We start from the raw sequence: 20866 nt of genomic DNA on the forward strand, positions 1-20866 counted from the left end.
TACTACCCAACAAGAAACCGCTCTTCCGTATGCATACTTAAAACCTCCAACCTATCTCCCACACGGATTAATCCAGCACCAGTATGAATTAAATTTTGACCAAACATAATCTTCTTATTTTTAGAACGATAAGAAGCCAATGTTTTTAAAGGTTCTTTCGCTTTCTCGGCTGTTTGCTGATCGATCGTGGTTACGACACAACGCGCACAAAGTTTCACGCCATAAAAGTCGATATTCCCTATTCGGATATGATGCATTACGTCCTCTTCAAAGGCATGTCCACCGCTAAATACAATATTAGGCCTGAATCTATTCATTGGTAAGGGTTCATCCAAACGGCCATTCAAATCATCTAAAGAAGCCTGTCCAATTGTCAAAAAAGGATAAGCATCAGAAAAAGAGGTAATCATCCCATCAGGTGCATACTGTTGATCCACCTGACGGTGCGTACGCTCAGGCATATAAACAAGCCTACACTTCATCGCCAGCGCATCACTGAACCAATCATCCAATTCCTTCTTTACCAATACCCCTTTACAGGTATCATTCCAGATGGTAAACAGCTGCTCGTCCTGTCCCTCCTGGTAAAAAGGCACCTTTACAACTTCCATACGGGGGTGTGTCAATGATAATCCCCCCTCTTCAATCGCCACTTTTATTAAAGCCATTTGAGCAACCTCCCGTTGTGTAAGAAATCGGTTATGCGCGTCAACCAGCATCCAGCGCCGATCGTATTTAAATCCACGGTCCGTAACTTCCGCAGAAGAAAGCGATACCCCGCCTAATGATTTTATGGGATAAATATAGAGTTCACTTATGGTAAGCATGTTTGTAAATAGATTTAATAACAAAAATAGAAAAACTCCATTGCTCCGCAAAGTGGAGATTTATTGCAGATATCACTCTTCTCACCGAAGCAATTTCAAAAGTCATTCCTTTATTTACGAAAACGTTATCGTAGATTTTTAAATGATTAAACACTTCTTATTAACATATTTTCTGTAATTAAGCGTTGTTTTAGGTAAATAAAAAACTAGTCAAAAACCAGTATGAGTCCAATTTAAACAGTAAACGCATTAATGATGAAGATTCCGTGGCAAAAAAATAAAAGATTATATCTCTAAAATTGAGGCGCTTTTCAAGAATTTAAATTCTCTTCTTAGCGTTATTAGCCCTCTCATAAGAAACAAAACTCTCCAGAAATGTAGCATCCTACATCTCCGGTGGTGTCCTTATGCACAATTTTGAAATAATGTAAGCTAAGCTTTATTAACCTTAAAACAAATTATGAGCCTAATATGATTACAAAGGCTTCATCTAACCATTTTAAAAAAACAAACAGATGAAATTTAAGAACCTAATGAGCCGACAGAAGTTTAAACGAGACGTTTTACTGCTGTCTTTATTTTCTTATTCTTGCTTTTCTGCCTCTGCTGTAATGGCAGTCGCCCCTCCTGCACATGTAGCAGCGCTGAGCGATAATCTGAACAGACAAGAACGAGAAATTCGAGGAAAAGTATTAGATGAGAACAAACAAGCCCTAAGTGGAGCCACGGTGGCCATCAAAGGAACGACGAAGAAAGTTTCCAGTGGTGCAGATGGTACCTTCATTATCCAGTCGGGTTCTCCGGCCGATGTATTGGTCGTTTCCTTCATAGGGTACCAAGCCTCCGAACATGTATTAAGTGCCGGTCAACCTGCACAGATCATTATCACCCTACAACCTGATGAAGAAAATGCGCTCGAAGAAGTAGTGGTAGTAGGTTACGGTAGTCAACGCAAACAAGATGTAACCGGAGCCGTTTCATCGGTAAGCGCAAAGGCAATTGCCGAAGTACCCGTTGCCCAAGCATCGCAAGCACTACAAGGTAGAGCTGCTGGAGTACTGGTAACCAACACCAACAATAGGCCTGGCGGAGCAGCCACGGTACGTATCCGCGGTAACCGATCTTTTTCAGCCGGTAATGATCCCTTGTACGTAATCGATGGAATTCCGATAACAGGCGGACTAGAAGACTTTCCTCCACAAGACATCGCCTCGATGGAAGTGTTAAAAGATGCCTCTGCAACAGCCATTTATGGTTCCCGGGGGGCAAATGGCGTCATCATTGTCACCACCAAACGGGGCGGTACGACAGGAAAAACGACTGTAAGTTATGACAACTGGTTTGGTTTCTCCAAGGCATATAAGCAGATCGAGATGATGAATGGCCAGCAATTTGCGGAGTTCAAAAGAGAATCACGGAGAGCTACCGGCAATTATGATGATAGCGACCCAAATGCCGATCAAAACACCTCCGGCTTATTTGACCCCGTAGAACTTCGTTCTATTGCAGAAGGGCGTAGCACCAACTATCAGGATCTTATGCTGCAAACAGGCCACAGCATGAACCATTCACTCAGTGTGTTAGGTGGGTCAGAAAAGACGCAATTTAACGTCAGTTTTAACTACATGAATGATCAGGGCATCATACCTGTACAAGATTTCAGCCGTTATGCGATGCGCGTGAACATCGATCATCGAATCAGTGATCGAGTACGTATCGGTACCTCCATGTTAGGGAACTATAGTATTACCAATGGACAAAGCTTAAACCCTTACGATGATACCCTGCTAGAAAACCCACTGGGTATTCCCTATGACGAAAATGGCGAACTTATTTTCTTACCCACTACCGATGGTTTACGCAGCAATCCCCTAGCCGAATTGGTACCGGGGGCCTTGTTAAACAAAAATAAACGCATGCGGCTTTTCACCAGCATTTACGGTGAAGTCAAATTAGCGGAGGGGTTTACCTATCGCTTAAATTTCGGTCCAGACCTTATTCACAGTCGCATTGGCAACTTTCAGGGGAAACAAACCAATGCCCGCTTAGGAGGTACTGCAGCAGCACAGGGTAATGAAGACTTGGTATTTAACTATACCTTAGAAAACATTTTAAAATATAATAAAACCTTTAATGAAAAGCACGCCTTGGAAGTTACCGGTTTATTCGGTTTGCAGCATCGCCAACAAGAAGCTACCGATATCAGTGTAAGAGGAATCCCTGTAGAAGAGATGCAGTATTTCAATTTCGGGGCAGCAGAAGAAATTTTAGGAACAGGAAGCGACTTTCAGCGCTGGGATATTGTATCGTATATGGGTAGAGTGAATTATATATTTGATGATCGTTTCCTTGCTACCCTAACCGCCAGAGTTGACGGATCTTCCCGTTTCGGCAGCAATCATCGTTATGGATTTTTCCCTTCCATCGCAGTAGGGTGGACCATCAGCAACGAGTCGTTCATGCAAGACAATAACATTTTTGACCTGCTAAAATTACGCGCAACCTATGGCTCAACCGGCAATACCGGTATAGATCCTTACGGTACGCAAGGTTTATTACAGCGAACCAGCTATGCGTTTGATGAGAACGCGGGATACGGCTTTCGGCCAAATCAGTTGCGCAACGACAATTTAAAATGGGAAACCACCAGGCAATTCAATGCCGGTATAGATTATGCCATATTAGGTGGAAGAATATCAGGTGCTGCAGAATTTTATATTCAGCAAACCAAAGATCTTTTGATGGAACGCCAGTTGCCTTTTACAAGCGGTTATGGTTCCGTTATGGAAAATGTAGGTTCCACAAAAAACGTAGGCTTTGAGTTTAGTCTTTCCTCTACCAATATTAAACCTGAAAACGAAAAGGGCTTTTCATGGAACACGGACCTAAACTTTGCCACCAACAAAGAAAGTATCACAGAATTGTATGGCGGAGCACAGGATGATGTAGGAAACCGTTGGTTTATAGGTCATCCGCTCCAAGTATATTACGACTTTGAAAAGACAGGTATCTGGCAAAGCAATGAAGTAGATGAAGCCGCTAGTTATGGAAGAGTACCCGGTGAAATCAAAGTAAAAGATCAAAATGGCGACGGCGTCATCAACGATCAGGACCGCGTTATTTTGGGTAACAATAGGCCTACCCTAACCGGTGGCTTAACCAACCGTTTTGGCTATAAAGGTTTTGATCTCTCGGTATTCTTATATTTCAATCTCGGTAACATGATTTACAGCAGCTTTCATGAGGTTCACAACACCTTATTTGGCCGCTACAATAATTTGAATGTTAATTACTGGACCCCCAACAATCCAACAAATGAATATCCGCGGCCCAATCAAAATCAAGAGAAACCTGTTTATAACACCTCTATGGCCTATTTTAGCGGTTCCTTCCTAAAGATACGGAACATTAATCTTGGCTATAATTTCCCGGAGCGTATCGCCGCGAAGATTGGCGCACAATCATTAAGGTTCTATGTAAGCGCGCAGCAACCGCTGATCTTCTCCTCTTACGTCAACAAGCATCAGGGTGTAGATCCCGAAGGCATAGATTTTAACGCAGATAGTGAAAATCTGCCGGTAAACACTCCTCCAAGCCGCACTTGGCTTTTTGGTTTAAACATTAAATTTTAGCAACCATGAGAACAATATTAATCATATGTATTTTGGCCGCAGGACTATCCATTTCCTGTAAGAGCATGCTCGATGAAGAGATTCACTCGCAGGTAAACGATAATTATCTATCTACACCCGAGGGCTTTGAAGATGGTGTAAAGGCCGCATATTCAACCTTAAGAACCTTCCATGCCAACGAGATGGGTATGACGATGACGGTTTTTGGTACAGACACCTATACCATGGGTTCAGATGGCTCTTATAAATTCATTAACGAGTATTCCTCACAATTTGATCCACGTACGGCTTATGTACGCGATCTATGGAATGGTTTATATATAGGCATCAATACCTGCAATGCTGTTATTGATCGGGCAAATGATATCGAAGGCCTAACAGAAGAGCAGCGTAATACACGGGTGAGCGAAGCACGGTTTCTGCGTGCCTATTATTATTTCACGCTCATACAGCAATTCGGTGCCGTACACCTCAGCACTGCCGAAACCAAAGAGCCAACAACGCAGGCCTCGCGTGCTAGCATAACAGACGTTTATCAGGTCATTGAAGATGATCTACGTACTGCCGTGCAAAATTTACCTGCCACCCAAACAGATTATGGAAGAGCAACCAAACCCGCAGCAGAACATTTGCTCGCTAGGGTATTACTTACAAGAGCCACCTCAGAAGCAGCAAAAGATAGTGATTACGCCGATGCCGCGACCTTGGCTGAAGGAGTCATTAACAACTACAGTTTTCGTTTGTTAGATGATTTTGCATCCGTATTTGTACAAGGTGCAGGAGAGCGTAATGATGAAGTGATCTGGGCGGTGCAATATACCAAAAATGCCCTTACCAATGGTGCCGATGCCGATGCCGACGGTACGGGAAATTCTGCGCATCGCTATTTTCTGATGGAATATGATGTACAGCCCGGCATGAACCGAAATCTGGCAGATGGGCAACCTTGGAAGCGTTTCATGCCTACCAATTACACCCTGAACACCCTCTTTGCCGATCGCATAAACGATACCCGTTATAAAAAGAGCTTTAAGGATGTATTTTATTGCAGTAAACCTGGAACCTATACAGTTAACGGTAAAGAAGTCACCTATGCATTGGGCGATACGGCTATATGGCTGCCCGGCTACAAATTAGATCCAGCCGTTAAAGCTTCCAAGAACTTTTTGGTAATAGAACCTGATGCCTATACCAAAAAGTTATATCCTACCCTCGTCAAGTTTTTGGACCCAGAGCGGCCCGACATCAATTATGAATTTGGGTCGAGAGACTTTCTGGCATTTCGATTAGCCGAAACCTGCCTGATTGCAGCAGAAGCCTTTATGTACAGTGGTCAAACAGACAAAGCCGTTACCTATATCAATATGGTACGTGCACGGGCTGCTTACAGTGGATTAGACGAAGCAGCCGATGCCACACATCGCCAGGCCATGCTGGTTACCGCTGCAGATCTGAATATCGACTTTATCCTCGAAGAGCGCGGAAGAGAATTATTGGGAGAGCAACTTCGTTGGTATGATTTAGTGCGCACCCACCAATTGGTGCAACGCGTGCAAGCCTATAATCCCGATGGTGGAAAGAATATCAAAGATTACCATGTGCTACGCCCCATTCCGCAAGATCAAATAGATCGTACAGAAGGAGGCACCAGTAGTTTCCCACAAAATCCGGGATACAATTAACGATTATTTAACGCGTATAAAAATAGGCGGGTTTTTAAGAAAAACCCCGCCTATTTTTATACTTAATATTCAACCTGCAAAGCAAAAGGCAATACGCTTAAGTCTATATAATATCAGAAAAAATACCTATGTTTGATTGAATATTTCACAAATATTCACATATTTATACATAAATAGCACAATGCTATCGCGTGTTTTCAAGCATAAATCATATACAAAAACTGATCATTATGGATACCTTTTATGAAATCCCTTTAAAGGAAGCTATCACTTGGACCAAAAATTGGCGCAAATACAAACAATCGCATGGTAAAAAGAAAAATGAATATATCCGGGCCTTTCGGGTAGATTTAGCAGAGCTTGATGAAATCAGGCGGGAAAAGGGTACAGAACATGTACGTATTTATTTCGGGCTGGAAGAAAAAGATGGGGTTATGATCGAAAAGCTTGTGTTGGTAGGTGTTGATGATGAAGATAATGATATAATCGACATCAAGTCCCTTTCGGCGCAGCCAACATCCAGTGGTACATTCGATTTTTCCAAACCGTGCCCTCCTACCTGCTCGGAAGAAAATGTATTAAACAGTGATGAAACAGTTATTTAGATACATACCCGAAATACTCATTAATTATTCATCATTCGTATTACTATTTCCACTTTATTTTGTCTTAGTAGATTTTAAAAGGTTTCCACTCGTTTTAGAGTCGCTTAGTTATTATCTTATAACAGCGTCCATAACGGAATTGATAGCAACAGGATTATGGTTTTTTAGCATTAATAATTTACCCCTCCTGCATGTTTACACTCCCCTTGAGCTTGCCCTGTTAACCTGGTTTTACAGGCATCTCTTACCTCCTCATTTAAACAAGTGGGCTAAGCGCGTGGTGGTCGGTTTTATAGCCTTGGCATTCATCAATGCATGCTGGTTTCAATCTATCTTTAGTTTCAACACCTATGCCAGAAGTTTAGAAGCGCTCATCGTTATAGGTTATTCGCTTGTTTTCTTCTTTAAGGAAATCAATGATCCAGGAGGAGAAGTTATTTTCCGCAAGCCAGCTTTCTGGATTAATGGGGGCTTCCTTCTGTATTTTTCCGGAAATTTGATCCTCTTTTTAGGCAGCAACTCCATCTTGTCATTTGGCCCTACCTTTAACGAGTTGGTGTGGGCGCTACATGCAGTTTTTTATATATTTCTATATCTATTTATTGGTACAGGCTTATGGATGTTTCATCGAAAATAGATCTTCAACTCCTATTATTGGCGGGTATGCTCGGCATGTTTATGCTATCTGGCGTCATTATAATCTTTATTATTCTGTATCAGAAACGTCTATATCGAAACAAGCTGCAGTTGCATCAGCTGAAAGCGGAGCACCAGCTCGCGTTGCTATATAATAATATTGAAACGACCGAAATAGAGCGCAAGCGTATAGCACGTGATTTACATGATGATATCGGCAATCTCTTTGCTACCCTTCATTTATATCTTAATCAGCTAAAATTATCCGGATCAACTTTTCCCGAAACCGCTACCCCACTGCTTGAAGAAAGCAGTACCTTGATCAGTCAGGGCATGGAGCAGATTAGACGGATCAGTCATGATCTATTACCGCCCGGTTTAACGCTATTCGGTTTAGTGCCGACGTTGAAAGACTTATGCCATAAAATTAACGCAGACGATTTCAGCATCAATTTCGTAGCCGCCCCCATACAGACAGCCCTTCCTGAACAGGTATCTTTATCCATTTATCGCATTGTACAGGAACTCTTGAACAATACAATGAAACATGCGAAAGCCACAAAAGTCTTCATCCATTTAGAAAACGAGCTTGAAAAAAAACTAACATTAACATATGAAGACGATGGTATCGGTTTATCCAATGCAGGCGAAATAAGTAAAGGCCTTGGTCTGAGCAATATGGAGAACCGCGCCAACATGATTGGAGGACACATACACTTTGTATCACAAAAGCACAAGGGATTCACCGCTACATTGGAGGTTCCACTAAATAAATAAGCGAATGAGCGAAAAAAAAATACAGATAGCCGTTGCTGACGATCAGATTTTGTTTCGTAAAGGGCTGATAAAGCTGCTACAAAATTTCTCCCTGTTGGAAGTTACTATAGAAGCAGAAAATGGTAAGCAGCTCCTCGAAAAAATTGGCCAGTCTGCTACGCTTCCAGACGTAGTGCTGCTAGATCTCAGTATGCCCGAAATGAATGGTATAGAAACCACCAAGTACCTGCATACTACCTACCCCGATATTAAGATTCTAATGCTGTCCGTTCACGATGACGACAACTACATCGTACATCTTTTAGCATGTGGTGCCAGCGGCTATCTCGAAAAGAACGCCGATCCAGAAGAAGTGCTCCGTGCCATTACTTCAGTAGTACAAGATGGCATTTATTTTAATAAAAAAACACTCCATGCCATGCAGCATAACCTCAGTCATCCAACAAGAAAAAAAATTATACTTGATGATCCCCATCATGACCTAACCCTTCGCGAAATAGAGGTGCTCGAACTGATCTGCCAGGAGCTAACCGCAGCAGAAATAGCCGATAGGCTTTCCTTGAGTGTCCGCACCATTGATGGGCACCGCAATAACCTCCTACGGAAAGTCGGCGCACGCAACACTGCAGGCTTAGTTAAGTTTGCTATTATGAACGGTATCATAACCATCCAACATTAAATCCTCCGCATTAGCAGGTAAAAATACCTGATTTTGAAAACAGGTATTTTTACGCTTATCGATGATCCTTCCATCTGCTTAATTTGTATTGACAAGTACGGCCTTGATTTTTACACGCATCAAGATCTTGTTTAAAGATCAACCTAAACCTGTGGGTTGATGTTTATCACCCTTGCCTTTTAACTAAACAGGTCGGAAAATTTCCGACCTGTTATTCCTATTTTACCAAGCAAATACTCATTTTAAAGGCCGTCGTTCCAGCCTGGATTCTGTGAAAGATTCGGATTGAGTTGCCTTTCCTGAATGGGAATAGGATACAAATAATCCCTATTCTCATCAAATTTCTTATCAATCTTCTCATTTACCACTACATTTCCGCCATCTTCACCCTTTTCCAATGAAACATCCGTTCCTAATTTTAAGAATTGTATGCTCCCCGTGGGTTTCGTCCCCGTATAAATCTGCACATCCGCATTCCCGTCATTATTAAAATCATAGCTTCCCAATCCAGGGAAGTACATACCCTTAAATTGCTTTGTTAGCAGATGTCCCTCCTTCCAGCGCATCAGATCATCCCAGCGGAAAGACTCCATTACCAGCTCAATACGCCTTTCGCGTCGTACCTCCAAAATAAGCCCCTTGTTCGCACCATTTACCTGCAGGTATTGCGCGGCCAAGTAAGGATCCGGAGCAATGTTCGCTGCAGCCAGGTCTATCCCGGGCATTCCCACCCTTTCCCGCAGTTTATTAATAGATAGGTCCAAATCCGCCTGCGTAACATTCCCTAATTCAGCTTTCGCCTCCGCATAGTTTAGTAGCACTTCACCCAACCTGAAAACCGGCATATCATTTTCAGAGCGGTTATACGAATCATATTTCACATCCCCCACAAATTTGATCACCTGATAGCCCGTCATACTTGCGCCGAACTGCGGCACCTCCTCAGCAGCTCCACCGATCCGTTGATAACCCGGTGTACGGATGGTTTGTGAAAGGCGTGGATCCCGATCTTGCACCTCTTGGTAAAATTGCATAGTCTCATAGCCCACCTTATCCGTAAAGCGCGAACCATCCTTCATGAGGTAACTATTCACCAATTGCTTTTCCAGGCCCGGTCGGCCGTAAGACGAAGTAATCGTATAATAGTTCACATTGTGCCATATCTGCAACGCATCACTAAAGCGGCGGGTTAAAATCACTTCATTTTCATCCGAGTTCACCGCCGCAAAAAGCTCTAAATAAGATTTATCGGGCGTTGTCTGAAATAAAACATAAGGCCCTTCCGCAATCAATGTTCCCGCAGCAGCAGCAGCTTCGGTCAGAAAGCGTTCATAGTCGGGCAAAGCAAACTCCGTATGGTATTTCCTAAAAGTACCTTCGAACAAAGCAATGCGCGATTTAAGCGCCAGGGCCGTCCACTTATTCACCTTTTCGACCGACTTCCCCGTCGGCAGGTTCGCAATAGCATAATCAATATCAGCCATAATAGAATCCATCACTACCGTGCGCGGATCTCTGGGCTGTGTCAAAGCCGCTTCATCACCCTCCTCAATTACCTTCGAATACCAAGGAGCATCGCCAAAGCGTCTCACCTTATTAAAATAAAACCAAGCCCTAAAAAAACGGGCAATGCCCACATAAGGTTTTGCCTTATCCTCCGGCACCGTTCTATTATAATTGGCCATGAAATAATTAATTTTGCGCAACTCACTCCAATCCCAACCACCACCGGAAACCGGTATCGTACGCGTACCCCTTATTTCATCACTCAAACTTTGTTTCACCACATTATCAATATCCTCATTATATACCCCTTCCGCAGAAGGCAGCACATTGTAAAATGAGTTTGTATACAATTCAAGATCCTTTTCCGTCCTGAAAAAAGCATCCGGAGAAATGTCAGACTCGGGCTGTCTATCTAAAAAATCTTTCTGGCAAGCGCTGAGAAAGAGTACGCCCAATAGGAGTCCTATATAGTGTGTTTTCATCTTTTTACTTTTAATAAAACCCTTAATCGATATATATGCACATGCTTTAATGTCCATTTTAAACAAGTATTTCATCTTCTATTCTATTAAAATGTAACATCAAGCCCTAAAGAGAAAGTACGGGTAAACGGATACGCCCGGCCGTTGATATCTCCCGTTAGCTCACCCGAAGCCTGCTCCGGATCAATATAATCCGAACGCAGTTTGGTGGCAGTCCACAGATTTTCACCGCTCACAAAAATTCTTGCACGGGTCAATTTGGCCTTCGCAATCAACTGCGCCGGTAAAGAGTATCCAATCGTTAAGTTTTTAAGGCGGATATACGCCAGGTCTTGTAAATAACGATCATTCTTCACATTCAAGGCCCCCCGATCGTTGAGCGCATCATAGCCCCTCAGCAAAGGAAGGTAGGCATTTGGATTTTCCGGTGTCCAGATATCATCCGTAAAATCTTGGGGAATAAACGAATAATACGGACGCGAGTAGGGTCCCCAGAATTTATCGGCATTATTACCCGGGTACCAATTCTGTTTTCCAATTCCCTGAAAAAACACCGACAGATCAAAGCCCCCCCAATTCGCTCCTAAGTTGATTCCAAAACGATAGCGCGGTAAAGTATTACCGATACGTTCCTGATCACCTGGGTCATCCAGCGTATTCTTGCCATTGTTCACCACACCATCGCCATTTACATCTATAAATTTCACATCGCCCGCCTGCAAGTTTTTCCAATCGCCCGGAGCACCTAAACGTTGTTGATTAACGTAATCCTGGTTCACCACCTGCTGGTAATCTATCGCCTCTTGGTTTGATTGAAATAAACCTGCCACCCGATAGCCCCATATCTCCCCCAGCTCCTGGCCCACATAATAATTACTCAAAAGGTTACTTGGGTTATCAAAACGTGTAATTTCCGCTTTCGTATCCGAAAGCGCCAGTCCGACATTATAGCCAAAAGGCTTTCCACCCAATTGAGTCCTATCTTGCCAGCTTACCGACAGTTCCCAGCCCGTATTGCGCAAATCGCCCGCATTCTGCTTAGGAGTAGCCGCTCCATATACAGCAGGTAGCGTTTTACCCGGTATCAGCATATCCAGCGTATTACGCACATACCAATCGAACGTAGTAGACAAACGATTTTTGAAAGCACTGATATCAACACCAAAATTGGTTGTCTCTGCACGTTCCCAAGTAAGGAATGGCGATATAGGAACCGGAGATGATAAATACTGCATCCGCTTTCCATTCGAAATGATAGACAGATTACCGCGCGAGAGCAAGGGGATATAACCATATACGGCAGCCTCCTGCTGGTTACCCAGCGAGCCATAAGAAGCCCGTAATTTAAATTCATTGATGACCCTGTGTAATGGTTCAAAAAACGATTCCTCGCTCACACGCCATCCACCAGAGATGGACGGAAAGAAGCCGAAACGCTGTCCATTAGGAAACCGGGAAGTCCCATCATAACGGCCATTCAATTCTAGCAAGTACTTTCCCTTGTAATCATAGTTTAAGCGTCCGAAAAATCCCTGCAAAGCCCACGTATTCGCATTACCCGATACATCCATATCGCCCGTTCCCAGGTTAAGATCGTTCAGATCATCAGAGATCAGGTCTTTACGTTGTGCGTAGAGGCGCTTATAGCTTTGCAGTTCCTGGTTGTAGCCCGCCGTTAATTTAAAATTATGCTCACCAAGCGTTTCCTGATAATCGGCAAAAGCATTTAACACATGGTAATCGGTACGGTAGTCGGTCTCCGTTAGCTGATCATTACCTAAGTATTCAATTACACCAGGGTAAACAGACCATGGCGCCTGCGTTCTCCTGCTAAACCAATAAGTTGGATTAAAAGTATAGGCATAATTTCCAGTAATATGTAGTTTATCAGATAAGGTAAACACCGTACTGAAATTATTCACCAGCTCATATTCCTTCTCCCCATTTTTCGACTTTCCGTGCAGCAAATCGGCAAACACACCATCGCCCACCGTATAGTTATTCAGCTCCGTTCGATAGGTTGCTGTTCCATCCGGATTCATCGGCACATACGAAGGCAGGGCATGCACGGTAATAGAAACAAAGTTCGAATTATCCTTATCAGGATCCACATTATTCTGCCAACCAGGGTAGGTGTAGTTCGCATAATTGAACTGCGTGTTATTCGTAATCGTTAACCACTTGGTTACCTCTGCCGATATCTTACCCCTTAAATTATATTTACGGAATTTGTCTTGCTGGAGCCGCATGATCCCATTTTTCTCATACATCCGCCCTGACACCAGAAAATCAACCTTTTCATTTCCACCCGTAAAGCTCAGGGAATGCTCCATCGATGTTTGCGTATCCCTGAACATCTCTTTCCACCAATCGGTATTTCCATAATAAACATATTGCTCACGTCCCTTTCTGTTGTCGATCACTACACTTGGTAAACTTTTATCCGTTTTACGCTTCAACAGTTCCGCATAATCCTCATCCGTATAACCCGTATAACTATTACCGGTAGCCCTTCTAAAGGCCTCATCATTCAGTATTGCTGCATCATAACCATCGGTAATGAAATCCGTTCGCACTGTTAAATCCGACCAGCCGAAATTATTGCCGTAATTCACGTTTATTTTCCCGGCACGGGCTCTTTTGGTGGTCACCAACATCACGCCGAAAGCACCACGGGCACCGTAGATGGCTGCCGCCGAGGCATCTTTCAATACCGATACACTTTCCACATCCCGCGGGTTAATGTTATTCAAATCTCCCGGTACACCATCAATCAAAATCAGTGGTGAAGCATTTTTACTGTTTATAGAAGCATAGCCTCTAATGTTCACCACACCCTCCGCTCCCGGCCTGCCATTATTAAAATTGATATTCAAGTTCGGTATTACCCCCTGTAAACCTTGCGTTACGTTGGCTATTGGTCGGTCATTAAGTGCCTTTGAATCGATCTGGCTAACAGCGCCTGTGAGGTTTACCTTTTTCTGCGTTCCGTACCCTACCACCACTACTTCATCTAGATCAGATCCTGAAGGTTCCATACTGACGGATTGGTTTTGCTGCTCCCCTGCTTTCAGCGTAATATCAGCCACTTCCCTCTTTGCAAAACCTACATAAGAAAAAGTCAGTTTATAAGACCCTTGAGGCAAGTTTGTTAAAGCATATTTTCCGGTGGCGTCAGTCGCCACTGTTCGGCTGAGTTTAGCCTGTACATTAGTAGCAATAACCGAAACACCAGGTAGCGGTTGCCCTGTGTTATCCTTTACAATACCTTGAATGCTTGCAGCGCCTGTTTGTGCGCTTGATTGATAAAAAATAAGCATAAAAACAAGACATAACTTGATCGTTACAATAGAAGTGATTGTTCTTTTCATAATTCATAAATTTGGGTTCAAAGATGGTTTAAACTGAGGAATTGTAGATTAGACAACTATTAACTTTTTATTATCAAAACCTATAAAATCACATCAATTCAGACAACAAAATAACTTGTTTTTAACAAAAAAATTAAAATGTTGCAAAATTATCATTTTTGATAAAAGGTGTTTTTAGACAAAAAAGAGTCTAAATGGCTTCTTTTTCTGTTACGCAATCGGTTGCATAAAAGGGTTTTTAAATACGAAAAAAAACATGCATGATCGTGCATGTTTGTAACATTAATTTAATATGATAAGTGTTTTGTTTTTGGTTTATATTCTAATTTTATACCTCCTACTTTTTCTTGACAAAAAGTAGGCAAAAGTCAAGGCTTCATGGACTTCGCTAAAAACCAGCTTCCTCCTATGTTCTGTGGAGCCGTTCCGTTACACTCCACTTCACACAGAACTATCCCACCTCTTCCAAGCTGATTTTTTTAACGCTCATTCCATGAGGCCGGTCCTGCAAACGTGCCATAGCTCACCATTTCATTATCCCCAATATTGCCTTCACTCATAACGCACAACTGGCAACTCACAACTAATAAAGGCAACTCAACGAAAGGCCGGTCGTGCATGCGTGCCATAGCTCATCATTGCACTACCCTCACAACTCGCAACTCACAACTCACAACTAATACAGAGCAACTCATAACTGATAATCAGCAATTCATACCTAAAATAACCCGGAATTAAAAAATACCAGAATTCAGGTATTGTCTAGCGAAATGAGATTAACTAATTTAGCTATTCACAAACGTGAAGCTTTTTTATAAACTGTTAATTTTAAATCTTTAAACTATGAAAGCACAAGCAGAGAACAACCAGATTTCAATCAACTCGGAGTCAAAAAGCTTAACAGAACAACTCACTCCATTAGATACCGACGTTTTATACACAACGTATGGTGGCTCCATTTTACCTTCGGCGCCCGAAATTTATGATTCCATTGTAGATTTCGTTAGGCGAGGCATAAAGGCATTGTAGTAAATAAGCAATTTCTTTTTTTATTAAACGTATTGTCTAACAATTTCAGGGCAATGATCATTAAGCCTGCCTAAAGGGTATCTTTTGGGCGGGCAATAATATTTCTTACCATGAGCAAAAAGTTGATTTTTCCTGTAGATATAGTTGAGTACACTACAGAGCAGCATTTCTTTGAGCATAATAACAGCAGTAAAATTATTTACCTGACGGTGCTCTTAGCCATTGTAGCTGCATTTACATCCCTTTTTTTTCTTCGGGCAAGTGTCAGCGTCAATGGGGGAGGTATTCTTACTTCTGTCAATGAAAGGAACACTATAAAGGCGCCTGCATCAGGAAGGATAGATCAGGTTTATATCAAACTCAACCAAGAAGTAAAAGCAGGGGACACCTTATTTAGTATACAAACCAACATTTTAGAAGAGCAATCGGATTATTTAGTCAAACGAAAAGCAGAGTTGCACCAACGTATTGTCGACCTCCAGAAACTTACGCAATTAGGTGCTACCATCCACACTACAAAAAATATATCCCTGTTATCGCCCGTATATAGACAGCAATTCAATCTTTATCGGCAGCAGCATCTCGAAGCACATTTACAATTAGAAAACGCGCGCACCATTTATCAACGTAATAAAATTCTGCACGACAGAAAAGTTTTATCCGACGCCGAATTTGATAAATTCAATTTTGACTACAAAACAGCGCTTAGTAAGCAAAAACTCTTAGACGAACAGCAGGTCAGCCAATGGCATACCGATCTCAACGATCTCCAAACTGAATTAATGGACCTATCCTCTCAAAACGAAAAATTTAAACAAGAGCGAGATCTATATACCGTAAGAGCTCCCATTGATGGTTCTGTGCAACAGCTAAATGGTATCTCGTCCGGCAGTTTTGTTTCTTTGGGAGAATCAGTAGCCGAACTATCCCCTAGCTCAGGGCTCATTGCTACCGTAAATGTTGCTCCAAAAGACATCGGTTTATTGCAGCTAAATATGCCGGTAAACATTCAGGTCGACGCTTTTAACTATAACGAATGGGGGATGGCCAAAGCCAGCGTCATTGACATTTCAAAAGACGTTTATATCGACCAAGATCGTACGCCTACGTTTCAGGTTAAATGTAAACTCAAAAAACATTCGCTGTATTTAATGAACGGTTATGAAGGTCGCTTAAAGAAAGGTATGAGTTTTCAAGCCAGGTTTCAGGTTACCAAACGCACACTTTTCCAATTGCTTTACGACAAAGTTGACGATTGGCTGAACCCCGCGAAAAGAAGCTCTTCCGCTGTATAAAACTAAAATGTCTCTACCATGAAAAAAATAAAAGTTAAGCAGCATGACATTACCGATTGCGGCGCAGCCTGTCTCGTTTCAGTCGCCGCTTTCCATAAGCTCAAGCTTCCCATTGCAAGAATTCGGCAGCTCGCAAATACCGATAAAAAAGGCACCAATGTGATGGGCATGATCCAAGCCGCCAACAAAATTGGCTTCACCGCAAAAGGCGTCAAAGGCCCCTTCGATAGTCTCTTTAAAATACCGCTACCCGCTATCGCTCATATGGTGCTTAAAAATGGCCTGCATCATTATGTAGTGATTTACAAAGCAACTGAAAAGTACATAGAAATTATGGATCCGGGCGATGGCCAGCTTCATCGGCTAACACATAAAGATTTTCAAGAACAATGGAGTGGCATACTCCTTCTGTTGGCTCCCGGAGAAGAGTTTACAGCCCGTACCGAAACGGTTTCTATTACCAGTAGATTCCTGTTCTTGTTAAAACCGCATCGTTCCACGCTACTTCAGGTACTTTTCGGTTCAGTTGTGTACACCATATTAGGCTTGTCGACAGCCATCTTTGTACAAAAAGTTGTAGATCAAGTGTTGCCCAATGAAAACCTTAATCTCCTTAATCTGATGGGCGTCATTATGGTTGTACTCCTCCTGCTCCAGTTTTTTATCAATCATTCCAAAACGATTTTCACGTTAAAAAGCGGCCAGCAGATTGATGCACGCTTAATATTGGGTTACTATAAACACCTACTCCGTCTTCCGCAACAATTCTTTGATACCATGCGTGTAGGAGAAATCATCTCCCGTATAAACGACGCCGTTAAAATCAGAACCTTCATTAACGATGTATTGGTAAATTTTGCGGTGAATATATTCATCGTTATCTTCTCCTTTCTCTTGATGTTCACCTATTACTGGAAGCTGGCCTTAATTATGATTGTACTGATTCCGATTTACTGTATTATCTATTACATTTCAGACCGGCTGAATAAGAAAACGCAAAGGGCTTTGATGGAACATACAGCAGACCTGGAAACCCAGCTCGTGGAATCGGTCAACGCAGCAGGCACCATCAAACGTTTCGGATTGGAAGATTTTGCGAATATCAAAACCGAGAACAGGTTTATTAAGCTTTTGCAAACCGTTTATCGTTCTTCCGTGAATGCCCTCTGGATCACCAATACAAGCAGTTTTTTCTCCGGGTTATTTACGGTTATTCTTTTATGGGCCGGCGCAAACTTTGTTATCACCGGGCATATAACACCGGGAGAACTCCTCTCGTTCTACGCCATAATAGGCTACTTCACTTCCCCTGTAAGTAATCTTATTGGCATGAACCGCAGCATACAAGATGCTGTGATAGCGGCCGACCGGCTTTTTGAAATCATGGATTTAGAACGCGAAGAGCAGGAAAACAAAGCCATTTTATATCCAGAAGACATCGGCGATATTACATTTAAAGACGTCAGCTTTCGTTATGGATCACGGGCACCCGTATTTGAGCATCTCCATTTGCATATTAAAAAAGGCCATGTTACCGCCATTGTAGGCGAAAGCGGTTCCGGAAAAACAACCATACTATCGCTACTTCAACGCATATATCCCATACAAGAAGGCGGTATATTTATTGGGCAGCTAGACATTAAATATATAACCACCGAAAGCCTCCGGCAAGCAATCGCCGTTGTTCCGCAACACATCGATCTTTTTGCAGGAAATGTAATAGAGAACATCGCAGTAGGTGATCTCTCGCCAAACATCAATCGCATGATAGAGATCTGTAACACTCTTGGCATCATGCCATTTATAGAGAAGCTACCCGGCGGTTTTGACACCTATTTAGGAGAAAATGGCACGGCTTTATCTGGCGGACAACGGCAGCGCTTAGCCATCGCAAGAGCCCTATACAGAAATCCCGAAATCCTGATCCTTGATGAAGCCACCTCCTCCTTAGATTCCTCCTCCGAGCAGTATATACAAGAAGCCGTTGCACAGCTCCGCAATCAGGGGAAAACTATCATTTTAATTGCCCACCGGTTAAGTACTGTGATAAATGCCGACAAGATTATCGTCATGCAGAACGGTCAGGTAACAGAGCAGGGCTCCCACCAGGCACTCATGGAAAAAAGGGCTGCCTATTACAAGATGTGGCAACCACAAACACCTTTCTTACAAGATAACGTAGTATAATAATAATCCGATACAAATTAAAAAAGATCCTATGAAGTTATTTATGTATATCGATCGGGTAAACCGGTTACACGAGTTAATCAAAAGGAAAAGTACAGGAAAGCCCGAGACCTTAGCCAAGAAATTAAATTTATCCGTTTCCAGAGTGTATCAGATTATTGAGGAGCTAAAACTTATGCAAGTTCCCATTGCCTATTCCCGTACCATACAAAGCTATTATTATACCAATGATTATGAAGTACTCATAGATGTACAGCTACGTCCGCTCGAAGAAAAAGAGCACTATCATACCAGTGGAGGAGGTTTTCAAAAAATTCATACATTATTGCTCCCTACAATTTTATTATAGTGAAAGGTTTTACCTTGGGTTTGTTAAATCACAGTCAAACCCCGGGCTATAATCGGGATGGTTAAACTTTAAAAAAATACATTATGAAAACAATGGAAATGGAAAATTTTGGCGTTCAGGAGCTGAGCTTAACAGAAATGGAAGAAAACACAGGCGGTTTATTTCCTTTAGTAATCGGAGGTATCGTTATCACTGCTAAAGCAGCAGGTTGGATCGGAGCAGGAGTAGCCGCTGCCGGTATCTTCGGAGCAGGTGCTTATGTAGGCTACAGATCAGCTGCAGAATAATAATTATTTTGTTTAATCGTTAATAAAATATTAGATTTAATTATGGAAGCACTATCATTGGATTTAAACAAGATTGGCTTAACAGAACTTTCCATCGAGGAACGAGAAGAAGTTCAAGGAGGACTAATATTGGCCCCATTCCTTGCTATAGGAGCTGCTGCTGCCGCTGGCGTAGCTATATACGAAGCCGGTAAAGCCACTGGTGAGTTCATTTATTATGTAACACATTAATAATATTGAATTATGGAAAAGTATGCATATTTATTAGAAAACAAGTTCATTAAAATCGCCTTAGTGGGTCTCTCAATCTATTTTATTTTTAGGTTAGGAAAGAGCTTTGGAGAGTTCTTGTACTACGTAACCCACTAGTTTAATATGCGAATATAATTTTCCAACCTTTTTAAAGGCAGCGAGTACATTTCGCTGCCTTTGTTATTTTCTTCAATCTGTCTCCCGTTATTTTCCATCTAAACTTTAAACTACATATGTTGTTTTATTCTGGCTACCGATACTTTTAAAGAAATTTAAAGAAACACCTTTTTTCAAGTCTCTACTAGCAGTAGCTGAAGACAGTTCCTTAAAAACATTCATATAGTCTTTTCTAGTAAATTCGTTAATACCCAAACTTAAAAAATACGACAGCCTATCAATGTCTTTCAATATCCTACCTGTATAATTTAGCATATCAGCTAACGATTTATCAATCACGCCTAACATATATTCAATAAAATGAGTTGATTTACCGCTCTTGTCACTTAAAGCCAAAGATTTATAGTATTCATCTTGTGTTTTACTGATCAACGTTTCAAAAGACAGGTATTCGAAAACTGGAAATTCATTCATCAATATAACCGTTTGCCACAGTCTGCCCATCCTTCCATTTCCATCCAAAAAAGGATGTATAAACTCCATTTCATAATGAAAGACACAACTTTTTATTAAAGTTAATTCATCTGAATCTTTAAGATATTGAAATAGATCGTTCATTAAATATGGAACATTCTCATAAGGAGGGGCTATATGTTCCACATTTACTCCTTTTACAATTCCTACACCCTTTTTCCTATATTGGCCCGCACTGTTAATTAAACCCGTCATTAATTCACGGTGTGCCCTTTGAAAGCTTACATTCGAAGCGTATTTAAATTCCCTCAGGTTTTCATAAACTTTAATTGCGTTTAAAACTTCTAAGATATCTTTTTTTGGCCCTATAACTCTTTTATGTTCAATCAGTTCCGTAATCTGCTCTTCCGTTAATGTGTTCCCTTCTATTTGCAAAGAAGAATGAATTGTTTTAATTCTATTTTGCTTCCGTAATTGAGGCGATTGCCTACTTAAATAATTCGCATTCACTTCCCCCAATTTCTCAGACACAGAACTGATCAGTTTTAGTATTTTTGGAGTAATATCGTATGGAGGTTTCATTGATAGCATCATTTGATACTATCAAAAGTAGTAGTATATAGCTGCACTTCAAAAAAATTTCGAAATCAATTTCGCTAAAATTCAATTAGAAACCGAG

General features: G+C 41.7%; 16 protein-coding genes. 12 read left to right on the forward strand and 4 right to left on the reverse strand.

Annotated features, from left to right (window positions below; all coding sequences use genetic code 11):
- Window positions 1-2 precede the first annotated feature (2 nt).
- A complete protein-coding gene (locus BMY50_RS19275; RefSeq protein WP_093327728.1) occupies window positions 3-827 on the reverse strand; it encodes an MOSC domain-containing protein in 825 nt (274 codons plus the stop codon).
- Window positions 828-1342: 515 nt separating this feature from the next.
- Here BMY50_RS19275 and BMY50_RS19280 point away from each other — a divergent pair.
- The 6 genes from BMY50_RS19280 to BMY50_RS19305 all read left to right on the forward strand — a co-directional run bounded on the left by BMY50_RS19280 (window position 1343) and on the right by BMY50_RS19305 (window position 8838).
- Window positions 1343-4459, forward strand: a complete 3117-nt coding sequence (locus tag BMY50_RS19280; protein ID WP_093327730.1) for a SusC/RagA family TonB-linked outer membrane protein — start codon at window positions 1343-1345, stop codon at window positions 4457-4459.
- A 5-nt stretch (window positions 4460-4464) separates the two neighbouring features.
- Window positions 4465-6141 carry a RagB/SusD family nutrient uptake outer membrane protein gene (locus tag BMY50_RS19285; protein WP_093327733.1) on the forward strand — a complete coding sequence of 559 codons (1677 nt, stop codon included), beginning with the start codon at window positions 4465-4467 and terminating at the stop codon, window positions 6139-6141.
- 230 nt (window positions 6142-6371) lie between these two features.
- Entirely contained in the window at window positions 6372-6746 is a 375-nt protein-coding gene (locus BMY50_RS19290; RefSeq protein WP_093327736.1) for a hypothetical protein, read from the forward strand.
- A complete protein-coding gene (locus BMY50_RS19295) occupies window positions 6730-7383 on the forward strand; it encodes a hypothetical protein (protein WP_093327738.1) in 654 nt (217 codons plus the stop codon). Before BMY50_RS19290 ends, BMY50_RS19295 begins: the two co-directional genes overlap by 17 nt.
- Window positions 7362-8159 carry a sensor histidine kinase gene (locus BMY50_RS19300; RefSeq protein ID WP_093327741.1) on the forward strand — a complete coding sequence of 266 codons (798 nt, stop codon included), beginning with the start codon at window positions 7362-7364 and terminating at the stop codon, window positions 8157-8159. The genes BMY50_RS19295 and BMY50_RS19300 overlap by 22 nt, the downstream gene beginning before the upstream one ends.
- Window positions 8160-8163: 4 nt before the next feature.
- Entirely contained in the window at window positions 8164-8838 is a 675-nt protein-coding gene (locus tag BMY50_RS19305) for a response regulator transcription factor (RefSeq protein WP_093327744.1), read from the forward strand.
- Between the two features lie 242 nt (window positions 8839-9080).
- Here the strand turns inward: BMY50_RS19305 and BMY50_RS19310 are convergent, their stop codons facing one another.
- Together BMY50_RS19310 and BMY50_RS19315 are read right to left on the reverse strand one after the other, a co-directional pair.
- A complete protein-coding gene (locus tag BMY50_RS19310) occupies window positions 9081-10826 on the reverse strand; it encodes a RagB/SusD family nutrient uptake outer membrane protein (RefSeq protein WP_093328203.1) in 1746 nt (581 codons plus the stop codon).
- An 86-nt stretch (window positions 10827-10912) separates the two neighbouring features.
- The gene (locus BMY50_RS19315) at window positions 10913-14197 is read right to left on the reverse strand and encodes a SusC/RagA family TonB-linked outer membrane protein (RefSeq protein ID WP_093327747.1); all 3285 of its coding nucleotides are present in this window, start codon (window positions 14195-14197) and stop codon (window positions 10913-10915) included.
- An 843-nt stretch (window positions 14198-15040) separates the two neighbouring features.
- Here BMY50_RS19315 and BMY50_RS19320 point away from each other — a divergent pair.
- The 6 genes from BMY50_RS19320 to BMY50_RS19345 all read left to right on the forward strand — a co-directional run bounded on the left by BMY50_RS19320 (window position 15041) and on the right by BMY50_RS19345 (window position 19575).
- Window positions 15041-15226 carry a hypothetical protein gene (locus BMY50_RS19320; protein ID WP_093327750.1) on the forward strand — a complete coding sequence of 62 codons (186 nt, stop codon included), beginning with the start codon at window positions 15041-15043 and terminating at the stop codon, window positions 15224-15226.
- A gap of 110 nt (window positions 15227-15336) precedes the next feature.
- Complete coding sequence (locus BMY50_RS19325; protein WP_093327753.1) at window positions 15337-16521, forward strand: HlyD family secretion protein; 1185 nt, start codon at window positions 15337-15339, stop codon at window positions 16519-16521.
- A gap of 18 nt (window positions 16522-16539) precedes the next feature.
- Window positions 16540-18708, forward strand: coding sequence for a peptidase domain-containing ABC transporter (locus BMY50_RS19330; RefSeq protein WP_093327755.1), 2169 nt, complete (start codon window positions 16540-16542; stop codon window positions 18706-18708).
- 31 nt (window positions 18709-18739) lie between these two features.
- The gene (locus BMY50_RS19335) at window positions 18740-19057 is read left to right on the forward strand and encodes a leucine-rich domain-containing protein (protein ID WP_093327758.1); all 318 of its coding nucleotides are present in this window, start codon (window positions 18740-18742) and stop codon (window positions 19055-19057) included.
- An 83-nt stretch (window positions 19058-19140) separates the two neighbouring features.
- Complete coding sequence (locus BMY50_RS19340) at window positions 19141-19344, forward strand: hypothetical protein (protein WP_093327761.1); 204 nt, start codon at window positions 19141-19143, stop codon at window positions 19342-19344.
- Window positions 19345-19386: 42 nt separating this feature from the next.
- Window positions 19387-19575, forward strand: a complete 189-nt coding sequence (locus BMY50_RS19345) for a hypothetical protein (protein WP_093327764.1) — start codon at window positions 19387-19389, stop codon at window positions 19573-19575.
- A gap of 243 nt (window positions 19576-19818) precedes the next feature.
- Here BMY50_RS19345 and BMY50_RS19350 read toward each other — a convergent pair whose 3' ends face one another.
- On the reverse strand, window positions 19819-20769 hold the full coding sequence (locus tag BMY50_RS19350) for a Fic family protein (protein WP_093327767.1): 951 nt from the start codon (window positions 20767-20769) through the stop codon (window positions 19819-19821).
- Window positions 20770-20866 lie beyond the last annotated feature (97 nt).

The sequence above is a fragment of the Olivibacter domesticus genome (genome assembly GCF_900109575.1).
Taxonomy (GTDB): domain Bacteria; phylum Bacteroidota; class Bacteroidia; order Sphingobacteriales; family Sphingobacteriaceae; genus Olivibacter; species Olivibacter domesticus.

What these genes read in the sequence shown, in the direction of transcription:
- BMY50_RS19275 (WP_093327728.1), bottom strand. Translation starts at nt 827, where the DNA reads ATGCTTACCATAAGTGAACTCTATATTTATCCCATAAAATCATTAGGC.
- BMY50_RS19280 (WP_093327730.1), top strand. Translation starts at nt 1,343, where the DNA reads ATGAAATTTAAGAACCTAATGAGCCGACAGAAGTTTAAACGAGACGTT.
- BMY50_RS19285 (WP_093327733.1), top strand. Translation starts at nt 4,465, where the DNA reads ATGAGAACAATATTAATCATATGTATTTTGGCCGCAGGACTATCCATT.
- BMY50_RS19290 (WP_093327736.1), top strand. Translation starts at nt 6,372, where the DNA reads ATGGATACCTTTTATGAAATCCCTTTAAAGGAAGCTATCACTTGGACC.
- BMY50_RS19295 (WP_093327738.1), top strand. Translation starts at nt 6,730, where the DNA reads ATGAAACAGTTATTTAGATACATACCCGAAATACTCATTAATTATTCA.
- BMY50_RS19300 (WP_093327741.1), top strand. Translation starts at nt 7,362, where the DNA reads ATGGATGTTTCATCGAAAATAGATCTTCAACTCCTATTATTGGCGGGT.
- BMY50_RS19305 (WP_093327744.1), top strand. Translation starts at nt 8,164, where the DNA reads ATGAGCGAAAAAAAAATACAGATAGCCGTTGCTGACGATCAGATTTTG.
- BMY50_RS19310 (WP_093328203.1), bottom strand. Translation starts at nt 10,826, where the DNA reads ATGAAAACACACTATATAGGACTCCTATTGGGCGTACTCTTTCTCAGC.
- BMY50_RS19315 (WP_093327747.1), bottom strand. Translation starts at nt 14,197, where the DNA reads ATGAAAAGAACAATCACTTCTATTGTAACGATCAAGTTATGTCTTGTT.
- BMY50_RS19320 (WP_093327750.1), top strand. Translation starts at nt 15,041, where the DNA reads ATGAAAGCACAAGCAGAGAACAACCAGATTTCAATCAACTCGGAGTCA.
- BMY50_RS19325 (WP_093327753.1), top strand. Translation starts at nt 15,337, where the DNA reads ATGAGCAAAAAGTTGATTTTTCCTGTAGATATAGTTGAGTACACTACA.
- BMY50_RS19330 (WP_093327755.1), top strand. Translation starts at nt 16,540, where the DNA reads ATGAAAAAAATAAAAGTTAAGCAGCATGACATTACCGATTGCGGCGCA.
- BMY50_RS19335 (WP_093327758.1), top strand. Translation starts at nt 18,740, where the DNA reads ATGAAGTTATTTATGTATATCGATCGGGTAAACCGGTTACACGAGTTA.
- BMY50_RS19340 (WP_093327761.1), top strand. Translation starts at nt 19,141, where the DNA reads ATGAAAACAATGGAAATGGAAAATTTTGGCGTTCAGGAGCTGAGCTTA.
- BMY50_RS19345 (WP_093327764.1), top strand. Translation starts at nt 19,387, where the DNA reads ATGGAAGCACTATCATTGGATTTAAACAAGATTGGCTTAACAGAACTT.
- BMY50_RS19350 (WP_093327767.1), bottom strand. Translation starts at nt 20,769, where the DNA reads ATGAAACCTCCATACGATATTACTCCAAAAATACTAAAACTGATCAGT.